At 38.6% G+C, this 13,059-nt stretch carries 17 protein-coding genes, 1 pseudogene and 1 riboswitch; of the genes and pseudogenes, 9 read left to right on the top strand and 9 right to left on the bottom strand.

Annotation, left to right across the window (positions count from 1 at the left end; translation table 11 throughout):
* Window positions 1–11 precede the first annotated feature (11 nt).
* From scpB to J690_RS15280, 4 genes are all read right to left on the bottom strand, one after another.
* Window positions 12–608 carry an SMC-Scp complex subunit ScpB gene (scpB, locus tag J690_RS15295; RefSeq protein ID WP_032036758.1) on the bottom strand — a complete coding sequence of 199 codons (597 nt, stop codon included), beginning with the start codon at window positions 606–608 and terminating at the stop codon, window positions 12–14.
* Window positions 605–1,396, bottom strand: coding sequence for a segregation and condensation protein A (locus tag J690_RS15290; protein WP_032036757.1), 792 nt, complete (start codon window positions 1,394–1,396; stop codon window positions 605–607). Before J690_RS15290 ends, scpB begins: the two co-directional genes overlap by 4 nt.
* Window positions 1,397–1,619: 223 nt before the next feature.
* Entirely contained in the window at window positions 1,620–2,237 is a 618-nt protein-coding gene (locus J690_RS15285) for an L-threonylcarbamoyladenylate synthase (protein WP_002120255.1), read from the bottom strand.
* A gap of 90 nt (window positions 2,238–2,327) precedes the next feature.
* Window positions 2,328–2,990 (bottom strand): elongation factor P hydroxylase, encoded by a 663-nt coding sequence (locus tag J690_RS15280; RefSeq protein WP_032036756.1) that lies wholly within the window; start codon window positions 2,988–2,990, stop codon window positions 2,328–2,330.
* A gap of 96 nt (window positions 2,991–3,086) precedes the next feature.
* Between J690_RS15280 and J690_RS15275 the strand changes: the two genes are divergently transcribed.
* The 6 genes from J690_RS15275 (at window position 3,087) to lysM (ending at window position 6,757) form a co-directional block, all read left to right on the top strand.
* The gene (locus J690_RS15275; RefSeq protein WP_002120393.1) at window positions 3,087–3,647 is read left to right on the top strand and encodes a YceD family protein; all 561 of its coding nucleotides are present in this window, start codon (window positions 3,087–3,089) and stop codon (window positions 3,645–3,647) included.
* Between the two features lie 74 nt (window positions 3,648–3,721).
* Window positions 3,722–3,907, top strand: coding sequence for a 50S ribosomal protein L32 (rpmF, locus tag J690_RS15270; RefSeq protein ID WP_000290730.1), 186 nt, complete (start codon window positions 3,722–3,724; stop codon window positions 3,905–3,907).
* Between the two features lie 151 nt (window positions 3,908–4,058).
* The gene (fabD, locus tag J690_RS15265) at window positions 4,059–5,045 is read left to right on the top strand and encodes an ACP S-malonyltransferase (protein WP_032036755.1); all 987 of its coding nucleotides are present in this window, start codon (window positions 4,059–4,061) and stop codon (window positions 5,043–5,045) included.
* Window positions 5,042–5,776 (top strand): 3-oxoacyl-ACP reductase FabG, encoded by a 735-nt coding sequence (gene fabG, locus J690_RS15260; RefSeq protein WP_002120395.1) that lies wholly within the window; start codon window positions 5,042–5,044, stop codon window positions 5,774–5,776. Before fabD ends, fabG begins: the two co-directional genes overlap by 4 nt.
* 84 nt (window positions 5,777–5,860) lie before the next feature.
* Window positions 5,861–6,097, top strand: coding sequence for an acyl carrier protein (gene acpP, locus J690_RS15255; RefSeq protein WP_001279871.1), 237 nt, complete (start codon window positions 5,861–5,863; stop codon window positions 6,095–6,097).
* Window positions 6,098–6,283: 186 nt separating this feature from the next.
* Window positions 6,284–6,757, top strand: a complete 474-nt coding sequence (gene lysM, locus J690_RS15250; protein WP_002120434.1) for a peptidoglycan-binding protein LysM — start codon at window positions 6,284–6,286, stop codon at window positions 6,755–6,757.
* A 45-nt stretch (window positions 6,758–6,802) separates the two neighbouring features.
* On the opposite strand, the gene J690_RS15245 is transcribed toward lysM, so the two are convergent.
* Window positions 6,803–7,570 carry a hydroxymethylpyrimidine/phosphomethylpyrimidine kinase gene (locus tag J690_RS15245; RefSeq protein WP_004794208.1) on the bottom strand — a complete coding sequence of 256 codons (768 nt, stop codon included), beginning with the start codon at window positions 7,568–7,570 and terminating at the stop codon, window positions 6,803–6,805.
* Window positions 7,571–7,667: 97 nt separating this feature from the next.
* Between J690_RS15245 and J690_RS15240 the strand changes: the two genes are divergently transcribed.
* On the top strand, window positions 7,668–8,342 hold the full coding sequence (locus J690_RS15240) for an HAD-IA family hydrolase (protein WP_002120346.1): 675 nt from the start codon (window positions 7,668–7,670) through the stop codon (window positions 8,340–8,342).
* A gap of 58 nt (window positions 8,343–8,400) precedes the next feature.
* On the opposite strand, the gene ribB is transcribed toward J690_RS15240, so the two are convergent.
* Window positions 8,401–9,060, bottom strand: a complete 660-nt coding sequence (gene ribB, locus J690_RS15235) for a 3,4-dihydroxy-2-butanone-4-phosphate synthase (protein ID WP_005070969.1) — start codon at window positions 9,058–9,060, stop codon at window positions 8,401–8,403.
* Window positions 9,061–9,151: 91 nt separating this feature from the next.
* Window positions 9,152–9,302, bottom strand: a riboswitch (FMN riboswitch).
* Window positions 9,303–9,478: 176 nt separating this feature from the next.
* Here ribB and J690_RS15230 point away from each other — a divergent pair.
* Together J690_RS15230 and J690_RS15225 are read left to right on the top strand one after the other, a co-directional pair.
* A complete protein-coding gene (locus tag J690_RS15230; protein WP_032036754.1) occupies window positions 9,479–11,263 on the top strand; it encodes a DUF2157 domain-containing protein in 1,785 nt (594 codons plus the stop codon).
* On the top strand, window positions 11,260–11,820 hold the full coding sequence (locus tag J690_RS15225; protein WP_032036753.1) for a GDYXXLXY domain-containing protein: 561 nt from the start codon (window positions 11,260–11,262) through the stop codon (window positions 11,818–11,820). The genes J690_RS15230 and J690_RS15225 overlap by 4 nt, the downstream gene beginning before the upstream one ends.
* 45 nt (window positions 11,821–11,865) lie before the next feature.
* On the opposite strand, the gene panD is transcribed toward J690_RS15225, so the two are convergent.
* From panD to J690_RS0104520, 3 genes and pseudogenes are all read right to left on the bottom strand, one after another.
* Window positions 11,866–12,246, bottom strand: a complete 381-nt coding sequence (gene panD, locus J690_RS15220; RefSeq protein WP_002120296.1) for an aspartate 1-decarboxylase — start codon at window positions 12,244–12,246, stop codon at window positions 11,866–11,868.
* A 131-nt stretch (window positions 12,247–12,377) separates the two neighbouring features.
* Complete coding sequence (pth, locus tag J690_RS15215) at window positions 12,378–12,959, bottom strand: aminoacyl-tRNA hydrolase (protein ID WP_002120328.1); 582 nt, start codon at window positions 12,957–12,959, stop codon at window positions 12,378–12,380.
* A gap of 20 nt (window positions 12,960–12,979) precedes the next feature.
* Window positions 12,980–13,059: pseudogene (locus tag J690_RS0104520) on the bottom strand (50S ribosomal protein L25); the annotation flags it as partial.

Genomic DNA, 13,059 nt, shown 5'->3' with positions numbered 1-13,059 from the left:
AGTCCACCTCTTTATGATTTCGGTGCATTTGCATCGAGAGCCATAAAGGCTTCCTTGGCGTTCTGTAGGGGAGGCAATTGGCCTAGAGAGGCTAGACCAAAAGCATTCAGAAACTGAGGCGTTGTAATTAGCAACGCAGGTCTTCCGGGTAAATCTCTAAAACCGGCTTCTTTAATCCAGTTCCAGTCAAATAGTGTTCTAAGAATCTGACTATTATTAGATACACCACGAATTTGTTCAATATCAGCTCGGGTAACCGGTTGATGATAAGCAATGACAGCCAGGGTTTCTAGTAATGAAGGCGACAGTTTTGTTGGTCGCTCTGGCCAAATTTGCGCAATAATACTACGATATTTAGATCTTACCTGAAAGCGAAACCCTTGCGCTGTTTCAATCAGCTCAATAGAGCGGCCATGCTGTAATAACGCGAGCTGTTGTAAAAGCTGACGAAGCTGTTGTTTATTATACTGATTATTAAATACTTCTTTTAAACGGGCAATTGAAACAGGCGCATCACTGGCAAAAATAATTGCTTCAAGTTGTAATAAAACTTCGTGATGTATGTCCGCTAATGACAAATCACTATTATTTTGTTCAAAACTACTCATAGTGAAGACCCTTGAATTGCTAACGGGGCTTCAATACCAGTGGCAATAATTTTAATTTTCTGTTGGCGAGTCAATTCTAAAACTGCCATAAATGTAACAACCATTCCCATACGACCTTGCTGGGGATTGAGTAATTCTTTAAAACTTAACACGTCACCAGACTCTAATTTCTCTTCAATATATGCAATACGTTCTTCGAGTAAAACAGGTTCTTGAGCGACAACATGGGTAATAGGTTCGGGGCGATTAAATACACAGAACAACGCATCATGTAGCGCAGAAATATCGTAACCTTCATAAACAGGAGAGATATGTCCCAAGCTTACATTGGCACTAAATGTATCGCGCTCAAGAATTGGCATTTGACCTAAACGCTCAGCTGCTTGCTTAATGCGTAGATAGGTTTCAAGACGATCAATAAGCTCCTGCTTAGGATCTTTTTCAATACTTATAATTGTAGGTTTTGGTAGAAGTAGGCGAGACTTCAAGTCAGCCAATAAAGCAGCCATCACCATATAATCTGCTGTCAACTCGATATTTAAAGATTTCATGCTATCCATATAGGCCAAATATTGAGTCGCTATAGGAGCAATATCGAGTTGAATTAAATCGAAACCGTTTTTCTGAATCAGATAAATTAAAAAATCTAATGGACCTTCAAACCGCTCGAGCAAAATCTCAAATGCAGCTGGAGGTATATAGAGATCTTCTGGAATTTTGTCATGCCACTCATCTAAAACACGGATGTGTGGAGCGTCTTCCATGGATTGATGAAGTGATTGATTCATTACGATTATAAGCCACGCGAATTTTCAAAAGCATGAGACTTGTTATTCAAGTCCTAGACAGCTGTAAGTAGAAGAACAGCAGATAGTGAAAATCATTCTAAATGAATTGTGTCTTTTAATAAATTACTTAACGACTAAAGTGTAAAAAAAATCCAAAATAAATAAAGAGTATTTTTTTAAGTGATAATACTTTTTTTTAAACTATTGGTGAAAAAGTAAGTGCTTATTCAAAAGCACTTACATCGCCAACACCACGGCGGATAATTTCAGGATGTTCGCCCGATAAATCAACGATACTTGTACTGGTCAAGGTACCAAAACCTCCGTCAATAAATACATCAATTCGTTTATCTAACTGATTTTCAATATCGTAAGGGTCATCTAGAGGGTCTTCTTGGCCTGGTAAAATTAATGTACTGGTGAGTAGGGGCTCGCCAAGTTCTTGTAATAAAGCCTGACAAATTGGATTACTCGGAATACGTAAGCCAATTGTTTTCTTCTTAGGGTGCATCAATCTACGAGGAACTTCACTTGTTGCAGGTAAAATGAATGTAGTAATAGCTGGTGTATTCGCTTTCAATAAACGATATGTCGCATTATCAACTTTTGCATAAGTTGCAATATCAGATAAGTCACAGCACATAATGGCATATTGATGTTTAGGCCCTAAGCCACGAATCTGTGCAATACGTTCCATGGCATTTTTATTACCGATTTGACACCCAATTGCATAGGCAGCATCGGTAGGGTAGACCACAACATCTCCTGCTCGGATACGTTCAACCGCTTGGGCAATGAGGCGTTGCTGTGGATTTTCAGGATGTACATGTAAATGCATCATATTTTAGAGACTCCATCACGCCAGTGTTAAAAATAATTATTAGGCTTTTTAAATGGCCTAGGCAAGCAATTAACGTAGCTTTTTTGTCAATTAATCAAGGAGTTCACGTTTAAATTCATTTAATTGTAAAGGTGTACCCGAACGTGTACATTGGCAAATAAAACCAATAAATGCTGCTGCATCACGTGGCAACTTAGCTTCACCCGAAAAGTAACGTTGCACTTGAGCATAAACGTTATCTTTAAATAGTTCGCCATCACCGCTATCACCTGTAAGGTTATCGAGTGAAACTCTAAATTTCCGGCCAAAAGATTGTGCAAATAACCATTCAATTGCTTGAGGCTTAATTTCTACTTGTTCAAATAAACTTTGCTGTTCTTGGGTGCGACCATCAGGTGCATACCAATAACCTAAATCTGGTAATAGACGTCTTTTTTCACCTGCAATAGACCAATGACTAATTTCATGCAAAGCACTATTAAAGAAACCGTGAGCAAATTGGATCTTGGCTGGTTCTTTATTTGTCGCTGGGAAATATTCAGGTTCAAAATCACCACGAACTAATGTCACATTATGGTGGGAAAACCAGTGATTAAAGTGTAAAATAAGCCAATCAACTTGCTCAGACTCCGATTTTGAGCTTGACCATGGTGAGAGTTGCACTAGGTCAGGTACAAGAGTGTTCTGATGAGTTGAATGGGTGCAAACGAGTAATGAAGTGTTAACTTCAGGTTGCGGCTGCAACAGGTGCATTGCTTAATTTACCCCGAGTTCTGTCTAAAGAAGTGCAAAATTGTATCTTAATCTTTGACAGAGTACCGATGAATTTGTAGAATTGCCGCCTTAATTATGTCAGCAAATACCTTTCCGGCACAGATTGAGCCGTTTAAATGGGCTGAACAAGGCTTTACATGGTCAGGTCAACTGCCCTTGTCTCGCTTTGCTCGTATCGCTCGTGAAGCTGTTGGATCAATTGATAACCAATTGATCAACATAGACTGTAAGCTATCAATGGATGCATATCATCGCATTGTGTGGATGGACGGTCACATGGACACGAAAGTTCCAATGGAGTGCCAACGTTGTTTGGAACCTGTTGAAATGCCTCTTGTCTTAGACTTCCATATTGCATTAGTGGATGATGAGTCACTGATAGAGCGCTTGGATGAGGATGCTGATTTCATCGTTTTAGGTGAAAGTGAGTCTTCGACGAAAGGCGATTATGATACGCCTGCCTCGATTAACTTACTCGCATTACTAGAAGATGAACTGTTATTGTTGATGCCTTTATCTCCCAAGCATGATGCTTGTGAACATAAACATCAACCTACCATTCAGAATGTTGTCGAAGAAAAACGGGATAATCCGTTTGATGTTTTGGCAGGTTTGAAGGGTAAACTTAACTCATAATTTGTGTTATAATTGTGAGATAAGACAACTGAATTTGTTCTGATCCATTTTTTCGATCTTTGTAAGGAGCCATCATGGCCGTTCAGCAAAACCGTAAAAGTCGCTCTCGCCGTGACATGCGCCGTTCACATGACGCTTTAACCGAGAATGCATTAACAGTAGACCAAGCAACTGGTGAAACTCATCGTCGTCACCACGTGACTAAAGACGGTTTCTACCGTGGTCGTCAATTATTCGCTAAAGCAGCTGATGCTGAATAATTGCATGATATGCATTAAGCGTGATGCTTAAGTATAGAAAAAATGGGAGCGAAAGCTCCCTTTTTTTGTTGTTTTTCGCAATTATAAATATATAAATAACATGTTAAATTTCCGCTCCAGAAATGAGTGAAAACCCAAAAAAGGATTTCTTATGTCTGCTAAACGTCTTGAACAAGTAGCTTTAGCCACAAAAACTGCATTTGTGTTTCCTGGTCAAGGTTCACAAAAAGTCGGTATGCTTGCTGAACTAGCAGAACAGTTTAGTGGGGTCGGGCAAACTTTTGCAGAAGCTTCAGATGCTCTTGGATTTGATCTTTGGCATATTGCGCAAAGTGGCGAAAGTCTCGACCAAACAGAAAATACCCAACCTGTGTTATTAACTGCCAGTATCGCTTTATGGCGTGTATGGCTTGATTTAGGGGGTCTGGCACCTAAATACCTTGCAGGACATTCACTAGGTGAATACAGTGCATTGGTAGCTGCAGGCTCTATGAGCTTGGCGGATGCAGTTAAATTAGTTAACTTGCGTGGCAAGCTCATGCAAAGTGCTGTACCTCAGGGTCAAGGGGCTATGGCTGCAATCCTTGGTTTGGCTGATGAAAAAGTGGTTGAACTTTGTCAAACCGTGAGTGCGTCAGGTAAAGGTTCTGTAGAAGCTGCAAACTATAATTCACAAGGTCAAGTTGTGATTGCAGGAAGTACTGCTTCTGTACAAGAAGTCATGGCTTTGGCAAAAGAGCAGTCAGCTAAAGCAATTGCTTTACCAGTGTCAGTTCCTTCTCATTGTTCGTTGATGAAACCTGCCGCTGAGAAATTTGCAGAAGCTTTGGAACAAACTGCCATTGAGCTACCTACCATTCCTGTAATACAAAATGTCAACGCGGGAATAGCTACCGATGTTGCTCAATTGCGTCAGGCATTAACTGCACAATTGTACCAATCAGTACAATGGACACGTACCATGCAGTCTCTACAAGACCAAGGTATTCAATACATTGTTGAGTGTGGTCCAGGTACAGTATTGAGTAACCTCGCAAAGCGTTTACCAAATATTGAAAAAGCTTTTTCTATTGATAGTAAGAGCAAAATGGAAGATGCCCTAAATGCTGTTTTAGTGGCAGAAGGAAAAATTGCATGACACAAGAACGCAAAGTTGCATTAGTAACGGGCGCGAGTCGGGGTATTGGCGCTGCCATTGCCCAGCAACTTATTCAAGACGGTTATTTTGTTGTAGGTACTGCGACTTCTGAATCTGGTGCACAAAAGTTAAGTGATAGCTTTGGTGAACAAGGTGCAGGTTTGGCACTCGACGTGCGTAATCTCGATGAGATTGAAGCAGTCGTTTCTCATATTGAACAGAACTATGGTCCTGTACTTGTTCTAGTTAACAATGCAGGTATTACGAAAGACAATTTGTTGCTTCGTATGTCTGAAGATGATTGGGATGACATTCTCAACATTCACCTTAAAGCAGTTTATCGTTTATCTAAACGTGTGCTTAAGGGTATGACGAAGGCACGTTTTGGTCGAATTATTAATATCAGTTCTGTTGTAGCTCACTTTGCAAACCCAGGCCAAGCGAACTATTCTGCTGCTAAAGCAGGTATTGAAGCATTCAGCCGTAGCCTTGCAAAAGAGATGGGTAGCCGCCAAATTACTGTAAACAGTGTGGCGCCAGGCTTTATTGCAACAGAAATGACAGATGCACTTAGTGAAGACATTCGCAAAAAAATGAGTGATCAAGTGGCTTTAAATCGCTTAGGTGAGCCACAAGATATCGCAAATGCGGTGAGTTTCCTTGCAAGTGATAAAGCAGGTTACATTACCGGTACGGTATTACATGTAAATGGTGGTTTATACATGGCCTAACGCCGATGTATAAACTTTTAAAAATTTTTATATTCAATTAAACTAGTGGCAAATTAAACGCCACAAGCAATGAGGAGAATTCCTGTGAGCGATATCGAACAACGCGTTAAACAAGCGGTTGCAGAACAACTTGGTCTTAAAGCTGAAGAGATTAAAAACGAAGCATCTTTTATGGATGACTTAGGTGCTGACTCTTTAGATTTAGTTGAACTTGTTATGTCTTTCGAAAACGACTTCGACATCACTATCCCTGATGAAGATTCTAACGAAATCACTACAGTTCAATCTGCAATTGACTATGTAACTAAAAAACTTGGTTAATTCGCATATTGCTGAATAAAAAGAAGGCCACCGTAAGGTGGCTTTTTTTATTTTAGAAAAAATTTAAGAGATACATATTTTTACAAGATCAACCTCAATTGATAGCAGAGGTATAACTTTTTTGAAGTATAACAATAAAGGTCAGTTTAATGACTTTACTATAAACAATAATATGAGGACTAAAAGATGGGTCTTTTTGATTTTGTAAAAGGTATTGGCAAGAAAAATACCGCACCAGCAGAACCACAACCAGCTCCAGCAACACCAGCAGAACCTTCTGCACAAGAAGTTGCAAATAAATTATTAGGTTTAATTAAAAGTTTGGGCTTAGGGGTAGAAGGCTTATCTGTAACCTATAACGGTACTACTGATACTGCAATTATTAAAGGGCAGGTAAAAAGCCAAGCAGATAAAGAGAAAATTATTCTTATTGTTGGAAACATTGATCATGTGGCTCAAGTAGATGACCAGATGACAGTGGCAACTCCTGAACCAGAAAGTAAATTTTATACAGTGAAATCTGGTGATAACCTTTCAAAAATTGCGAAAGAAGTTTACGGTGATGCAAATCAATATCCAAAAATCTTTGAAGCAAATAAACCAATGTTAAAAGATCCTGATGAGATTTTCCCGGGGCAAGTTTTACGTATTCCTCAATAATCGAGGTTAATAAAAAAAGGCGCTTTAAGCGCCTTTTTTGTGCTTTTAAAAACGCTTTGGAATCTTTTGTCCGTTTGGTACAGGGGTATCTGCATTTTTTAAAACACCGAATAACCATGTTTCAGCATGCTGTACTGCAATTTTTAAAGAATCACCTAAAGCTAAACGGCCAGCGATAAAGCTAGCTAAAGAACAACCTGAGCCGTGATATTCACCTTCAAGGCGAGGACAGCTACTACTCGCTACTAGTTCACCATCGATATATAAACTATTTTTAATATGATCTGGTGTATCTTCGTGTCCACCTTTCACTAGAACAGCTTTAGCACCCATTTCAAAAAGCTTTTGAGTGGCTTGATCTAAATCAGTAATACCTGTTAGAGCACGTAATTCAACGGTATTTGGAGTAATAATTGTGGCTAGAGGAATAAGTTCAACGAACGCTTTAACGAGAGTTGCCTGATCCCCTAAAGAGCCGCCACTATTTGCGACTAAAACAGGATCAAGTACATACTGATAGTCAGGATGAGCACGTAAAAATTCAGCTAGTGCCGCAATATTATCTGTTGTGCCAAGCATGCCTGACTTAACACATTTAATGGGTAAGTCACCTACAACTGCATTTGCTTGTGCTAATAAGAGTTCTTTTGAGGTTGCTTCGAAGCCAAATACTTGTTGTGAGTTCTGAATGGTGAGGGCAGTACATGCAATTGCTGCATGGGCACCACTTTGTCCAATTGCTTCGATATCGGCTTGTAAACCTGCACCACCTGAAGGGTCTAAACCCGAGAAACAAAGTACGGTTGGACGCACGGTTATTTCCTTTTCAATTTAAATTTACGTTAGTATAAGAGAGTTTGATTAAACTCTCGACCAATTGAATTAAATACTTTACTGGGTTAGTGATTGAATGGCTATAAAACATATTTTGATTGATTTAGATGGAACCTTAACAGACCCAAAAGTTGGAATCCATACTTCAATTCGCTATGCAATGGAGAAATTAGGCTATCCATTGGCTGCCGATTTAGATATTGACTGGACAATTGGCCCACCACTAAAGCCATCACTCGCAAAATTATTAGCTACTCAAGATGATGCTTTAGCTGAACAAGCTTTACTTGCTTATCGCGAGCGTTTTTCGGTGGTTGGCCTGTTCGAAAATGAAGTATATCCATCTGTTGCAAAAACGCTTAGCGCTTTAAAAAAAGAAGGATATCGTTTATTTGTCGCAACTGCTAAACCAACGATTTATGCAAAACGTATCTTGGACCATTTTGAATTAAGTCAATACTTTGTACATATCTATGGGAGTGAGTTAACGGGTGAGCGGACTAATAAAGCTGACCTTATCCATTATATTCTTGAGCATGAGCAATTAAACCCAGAAGAGTGTTTAATGGTCGGTGACCGCCAATATGACGTTTTGGGTGCTCGTCATAACGGTATCGAGGCGGTAGCGGTGACTTATGGTTATGGAACAGCAGAGGAACTTGCTCAAGCACAGCCTAAAGCAATGATTAAGCAATTCTCTGAACTTTTGGACTATGTTGAAGAACTGGCAGCACAAAAGAAAGTTTCTTAAATATTATTAAATTTTAATTTGAAGGTTTGGCTTTGATCTAAAGCCAAACCTTTTTTATTTAAATACCGTGTTGCTGGCGGTATTGAACAAGTTCTTCAATCGTAATCACCGTTAAGTGATGAGTTTGAGCGTATGCTAAAACTTGAATGCCCGATGCCATCGTGCCATCTGGATTGGTTAATTCACATAACACACCAGCAGGTTTTAAACCGGCTAATCTTGCTAGATCAATTGTTCCTTCAGTATGACCACGTCGAGTAAGCACGCCACCATTACGTGCACGTAATGGGAAAACGTGACCCGGACGATTTAAGTCACTTGCAACAGCACCATCTTTAATAGCAGTTTGAATAGTTGTTACACGGTCTTTAGCAGAAACACCAGTGGTAACGCCTTGAGCTGCCTCAATGGTCACTGTAAAAGCGGTATGAAACTGACTCGAGTTTTGAGAAACCATTGGAGGGAGTTCTAGATGATCTGCTAGCTCTTCTGTAAGGCATAAACATACAATCCCTGAACCATCACGAATCATACGTGCCATTGTTTCTACCGTTAAAGTTTCGGCTGCAACAATTAAATCTGCTTCATTTTCGCGATCAAAGTCGTCCATAACCAAGACAGGCTTGCCTTGACGGATATCTTCTAATGCTTGTTGAATGCGTTGCTCAGCAGGAGAGAGGGCTGAGAAAAAAAGTTCTGGTTGAATTAAGCTAGACATAATGAAACGCTCTCGTAAAAAATACGGTTGAACATTTCAGGACTGATGTAAAAACAGGCTGGCACTGAAATAAAACGGATTTATCCCAGTTCGTCGTCTTCTTTCATCCGGACTATACCGTCGGCTTTGGAGTTTCACCAAATCTGCTCAAATTACACAATTTAAGCTCGTGGGCTTGTTAATCTATTTATAAAAATTAACTTTACCACCGGTGGGGAATTACACCCCGCCCTGAAGCGATGGGTTTTATTATAGCGCGCTTGATAGAATTGGCTAGATGCTTTTATAGAATGCTAAGTTTCTTTATGAATAAGCATTTTCATAAATCGAAATAGGCTTTTTAACAAGAGCTTACTTGTTGATATGAAAATGGAATGCTATGTTTTTTATAGAAAATTATAAATAAAATAGGTGTTTCATGCAGATAAGAGACTATTATCCTCTAACCAATAGCTCATTTATTCAGCATCTCCATATTTTCAGTTATGTATTTATGGCAGTAAGTATCCTTTATTTAATTGCTGCCAACTGGTTTATGCTTCCAGACAGTATTCAACTCGCTATCCCGCCCGTTATATTACTTGTGTCAGCATGGTTCAGCACAAAAGATACTTTAAGTGATGGGGTTAGGCAGACCTTACATAGCGTTTGTGGTTTGATGATAGGCTTAAGCTTGGCCGTTATTGGACAGGTTTATCAAACAGGTGCAGACAGTTATTTGCTTTTTTTAATTTGGACATTGCTTTTACTGCCGTGGTTATATCGGCCGAATATTGGAATCTTTGCTTTAATTTGTATTACCAGCCAACTTACACTTTTTTTATTTTTTAAACAGACTTTCTGGTCAGAAAAATTTCCTTATGTATATCTATTTGCTCTGAATTTATTAAGCCTTATTGAATTTTGGGTGTGTATAAAGAAATATCGTGCTTTACGATTTGTCTTTATCGCTTGGTTCGCCGTTATTTCGATTATTGGAATGATTCAATATTTATCGAATGAGAATATTCCTTATCTAATTTCTGCTTTCTTTTCGGGAATAATCGCTTTTTATTATTTCTTCAAAAAAGATGATCAGCTATGTGCTAGTTTGATGGCAGCTGTTTTGGGTGTGACTGCAACCATATGGCTTGTAGATGGGATTAATAACTTATTTAAAGACTCTAATGAGTTCATATTTTTATTGATTGCAGGCATTATTTTTATTTGGTTCGCGCTGATTAGCTATCTTTTAATAAAAATTTTTCGTCAAAGCCGCTTTTATGTCATTCCATTGGCAATTGGTGCTTGGCTTGCTGGCTTGGCACTTGCAGCTTTTACGCTGGGGTTTTGGGAAGCTATTTCTTTAGTTATTGGAGTTGTTTTTGTTGGATTGGCGTTTATTCTTTTAAAGAAATCACAAAGCTATTTCTTTCGGCAATTTGCCTATTGTTTGTTTATCAGTGGGCAGACCGCTTTCTTGTTTCATCTTGGTTCAGAAACAGATCAAATTCTATGGGTTTTAATTGCACAGATTTTTATTCTATGTATTAGTTATTTTCTTAAACCTCATTGGTTCTTCATTTTAATTCAAATGCTTGCTACGTATGGCATAGCTTTTATCTATTTGCTACAACTGGACCATTCATTGTGGTCACAACATTCTACTCAGACTTATTTAAATTTAACTTTGCTCAGTTACTTGGTTTTTAGTTTAGTGCTCTTACCTAAGAGAAAATCAATAGCTCTATATGAGCGTAGTATTTTTTTATGTGTGCTGGTCGTAATAGTAGTAGCTTCATTTTTTGATACTTTTATGGGGTGGGTACCAGAAAATTCGATAGATCAGCAGTTATGGGTTTTATATTTGCTACCTGCTGTCTGGTTATTTTGCTTTAGTATTTTTCATTCATATCGACAACTTAAGGCACTCACTTTTTTCGCCTTTTTAATATTTGGTGGGTTACTTATTGTGTTGGGATATTTTGAAATTTTCATCCTGCTTATTATTTTAACGTGGGCATTAAAAAAGAAAGATTATATTGTGTATGGAGTGAGCTTAACTGTATTCGTTTTTGTGTTCTGGCAGCTTTATTACAACCTACAAATAACTTTTCTAGCTAAGAGTGCATCTATTTTTATTTCGGGCATTGTTTTGTTGGCTCTGTCTTGGTTGCTTCAATGTGAAAATAAAAATGATCTTGTTAAAGGAGAGAAAGAATGAAAAAGTATTTTTCTCTTATTCTTGCCTTTATTACACTATTATTTTTTGCAGGTTTAGTGGCGAAAAACGAATGGCATTTGCACCATAGTAAAAGTATTTTCATTGAGCTTAAGCCAGTTGATCCTCGTTCAATTTTACAAGGTGACTATATGGCACTGGCTTATGAATTACATTTACAATCTCTTAAAGCTCTTGCAGGAAGTGAAGGTGAGGCTCTGGAACAGGTGATTTTTAATCGCTCTTCCGTTCCCGCAAAAGTTATTTTGGATTCACAAAATCGCGTAGTTCGTACCATTTTAGATATCAATAATTCATTTGCTGGGCAGAGGTTAATTTTAAAAAATCCTGAAAATCGTTTGCAGGCTTTATATCCTGCCTCTCGCAGTTTCTTGTTTGCAGAAGGCTTGGCCCAATGTTATGAAAAAGCCAAATATGCTGAATTTAAGGTAAATTCTAAAGGAGAGGCGATATTGTTCGAATTACGAGGAGAGCAGCTTCAACCATTAAATTGTGAAAAACAAAAGAACTGGTGGGAAGGAACTATTAAGGATTTATAAAATAATAAAAGCCCGTCAATGCGGGCTTTTTATTCTTAAAATAAATTAGGCAACTTGAACAGGAATGCAATTCGCTGTGTGGTTGACTGTATTATTTGGATTAGCATATACCAAACGTGGTTTATGAATATTTGCTTCAGCTTCAGTAAAATCACCAAATGTAGCAATAATTACTAAATCGCCAACGTCTGCTTGATGTGCAGCACCGCCGTTTACTGAAATAATTCCAGAGTTATCTTCACCACGAATCGCATAAGTTGTGAAGCGTTTGCCATTGGTTACATTCCAAACATGAATTTCTTCATATTCACGAATACCAGCTAAGTCCATCAATACGCCATCAATTGCACAAGAACCTTCATAGTGAAGTTCAGCATGGGTTACAACTGCACGGTGAATTTTGCATTTTAATAAACGAGATAGCATGGCTAGCGTCTCCTGAGTAGACCTAAGATGTAGATCTTATGGTGAAATCTTTAGCTTTTGCGGTTGGCAAAGTGGCTGATGCGCATTTTGCTCCTAAAAAAGCAAGATAGCAAGCATGATTGTTCAACAATTTAAGTGGGTTTATATGCATTAATTTGATTCATGGCCTGTGGAACTTGTCCTTGAACAAGTAGCTTCACTTTAGAAAGGGCATGATCAATTGCTGCATCCATCAGACTTTGTTCACTACTTGGTGCTTTTCCAAGTACGTGACCTGAAACTTTCTCTTTCGAGCCAGGATGTCCGATACCAATACGTAAACGGTGAAAATTTGGACCAATATGAGGGACAATGTCACGTAAACCGTTATGACCACCGTGTCCACCGCCTGTTTTAAGACGAATTACACCTGGGTTCATATCAAGTTCATCATGAGCAATCAAAATTGCTTCGGGAGCAATTTGATAAAATTTTGCAAATGGAACTACACTTTGTCCAGAACGGTTCATAAATGTAGTGGGTAGAAGTAGACGGACATCGTGTCCTTCTATATTACCACGTCCACTGATTCCGTGAAATTTTGGATCATTTTTTAATGTAATGCCATATTTGTCTGCAAGCTGTTCAATGAACCAAAAACCTGCATTATGGCGGGTTTGGGCATATTCTGAACCAGGATTGCCCAAACCAACAATTAGCGAAATATTTGACACTAATCTACGCCTTTAAACACTTATGCGCGTTTGAAGTCAGCGTGCATAGGAGTGTTTTTAGATGGGTGACGTTGTAACGCTTGGATTTTAACGTTTTCAA

Source organism: Acinetobacter sp. 742879 (assembly GCF_000588535.1).
In the GTDB taxonomy this organism is placed as follows: Bacteria; Pseudomonadota; Gammaproteobacteria; order Pseudomonadales; family Moraxellaceae; genus Acinetobacter; species Acinetobacter pittii.
The sequence above is the reverse complement of the archived record's forward strand: the minus strand, read 5'-3'. Positions and strand labels throughout refer to the sequence as shown.

Coding starts and splice junctions, on each gene's coding strand:
- scpB (WP_032036758.1), bottom strand. CDS start 608: ATGAGTAGTTTTGAACAAAATAATAGTGATTTGTCATTAGCGGACATA.
- J690_RS15290 (WP_032036757.1), bottom strand. CDS start 1,396: ATGAATCAATCACTTCATCAATCCATGGAAGACGCTCCACACATCCGT.
- J690_RS15285 (WP_002120255.1), bottom strand. CDS start 2,237: ATGATGCATTTACATGTACATCCTGAAAATCCACAGCAACGCCTCATT.
- J690_RS15280 (WP_032036756.1), bottom strand. CDS start 2,990: ATGCACCTGTTGCAGCCGCAACCTGAAGTTAACACTTCATTACTCGTT.
- J690_RS15275 (WP_002120393.1), top strand. CDS start 3,087: ATGTCAGCAAATACCTTTCCGGCACAGATTGAGCCGTTTAAATGGGCT.
- rpmF (WP_000290730.1), top strand. CDS start 3,722: ATGGCCGTTCAGCAAAACCGTAAAAGTCGCTCTCGCCGTGACATGCGC.
- fabD (WP_032036755.1), top strand. CDS start 4,059: ATGTCTGCTAAACGTCTTGAACAAGTAGCTTTAGCCACAAAAACTGCA.
- fabG (WP_002120395.1), top strand. CDS start 5,042: ATGACACAAGAACGCAAAGTTGCATTAGTAACGGGCGCGAGTCGGGGT.
- lysM (WP_002120434.1), top strand. CDS start 6,284: ATGGGTCTTTTTGATTTTGTAAAAGGTATTGGCAAGAAAAATACCGCA.
- J690_RS15240 (WP_002120346.1), top strand. CDS start 7,668: ATGGCTATAAAACATATTTTGATTGATTTAGATGGAACCTTAACAGAC.
- ribB (WP_005070969.1), bottom strand. CDS start 9,060: ATGTCTAGCTTAATTCAACCAGAACTTTTTTTCTCAGCCCTCTCTCCT.
- J690_RS15230 (WP_032036754.1), top strand. CDS start 9,479: ATGCAGATAAGAGACTATTATCCTCTAACCAATAGCTCATTTATTCAG.
- J690_RS15225 (WP_032036753.1), top strand. CDS start 11,260: ATGAAAAAGTATTTTTCTCTTATTCTTGCCTTTATTACACTATTATTT.
- panD (WP_002120296.1), bottom strand. CDS start 12,246: ATGCTATCTCGTTTATTAAAATGCAAAATTCACCGTGCAGTTGTAACC.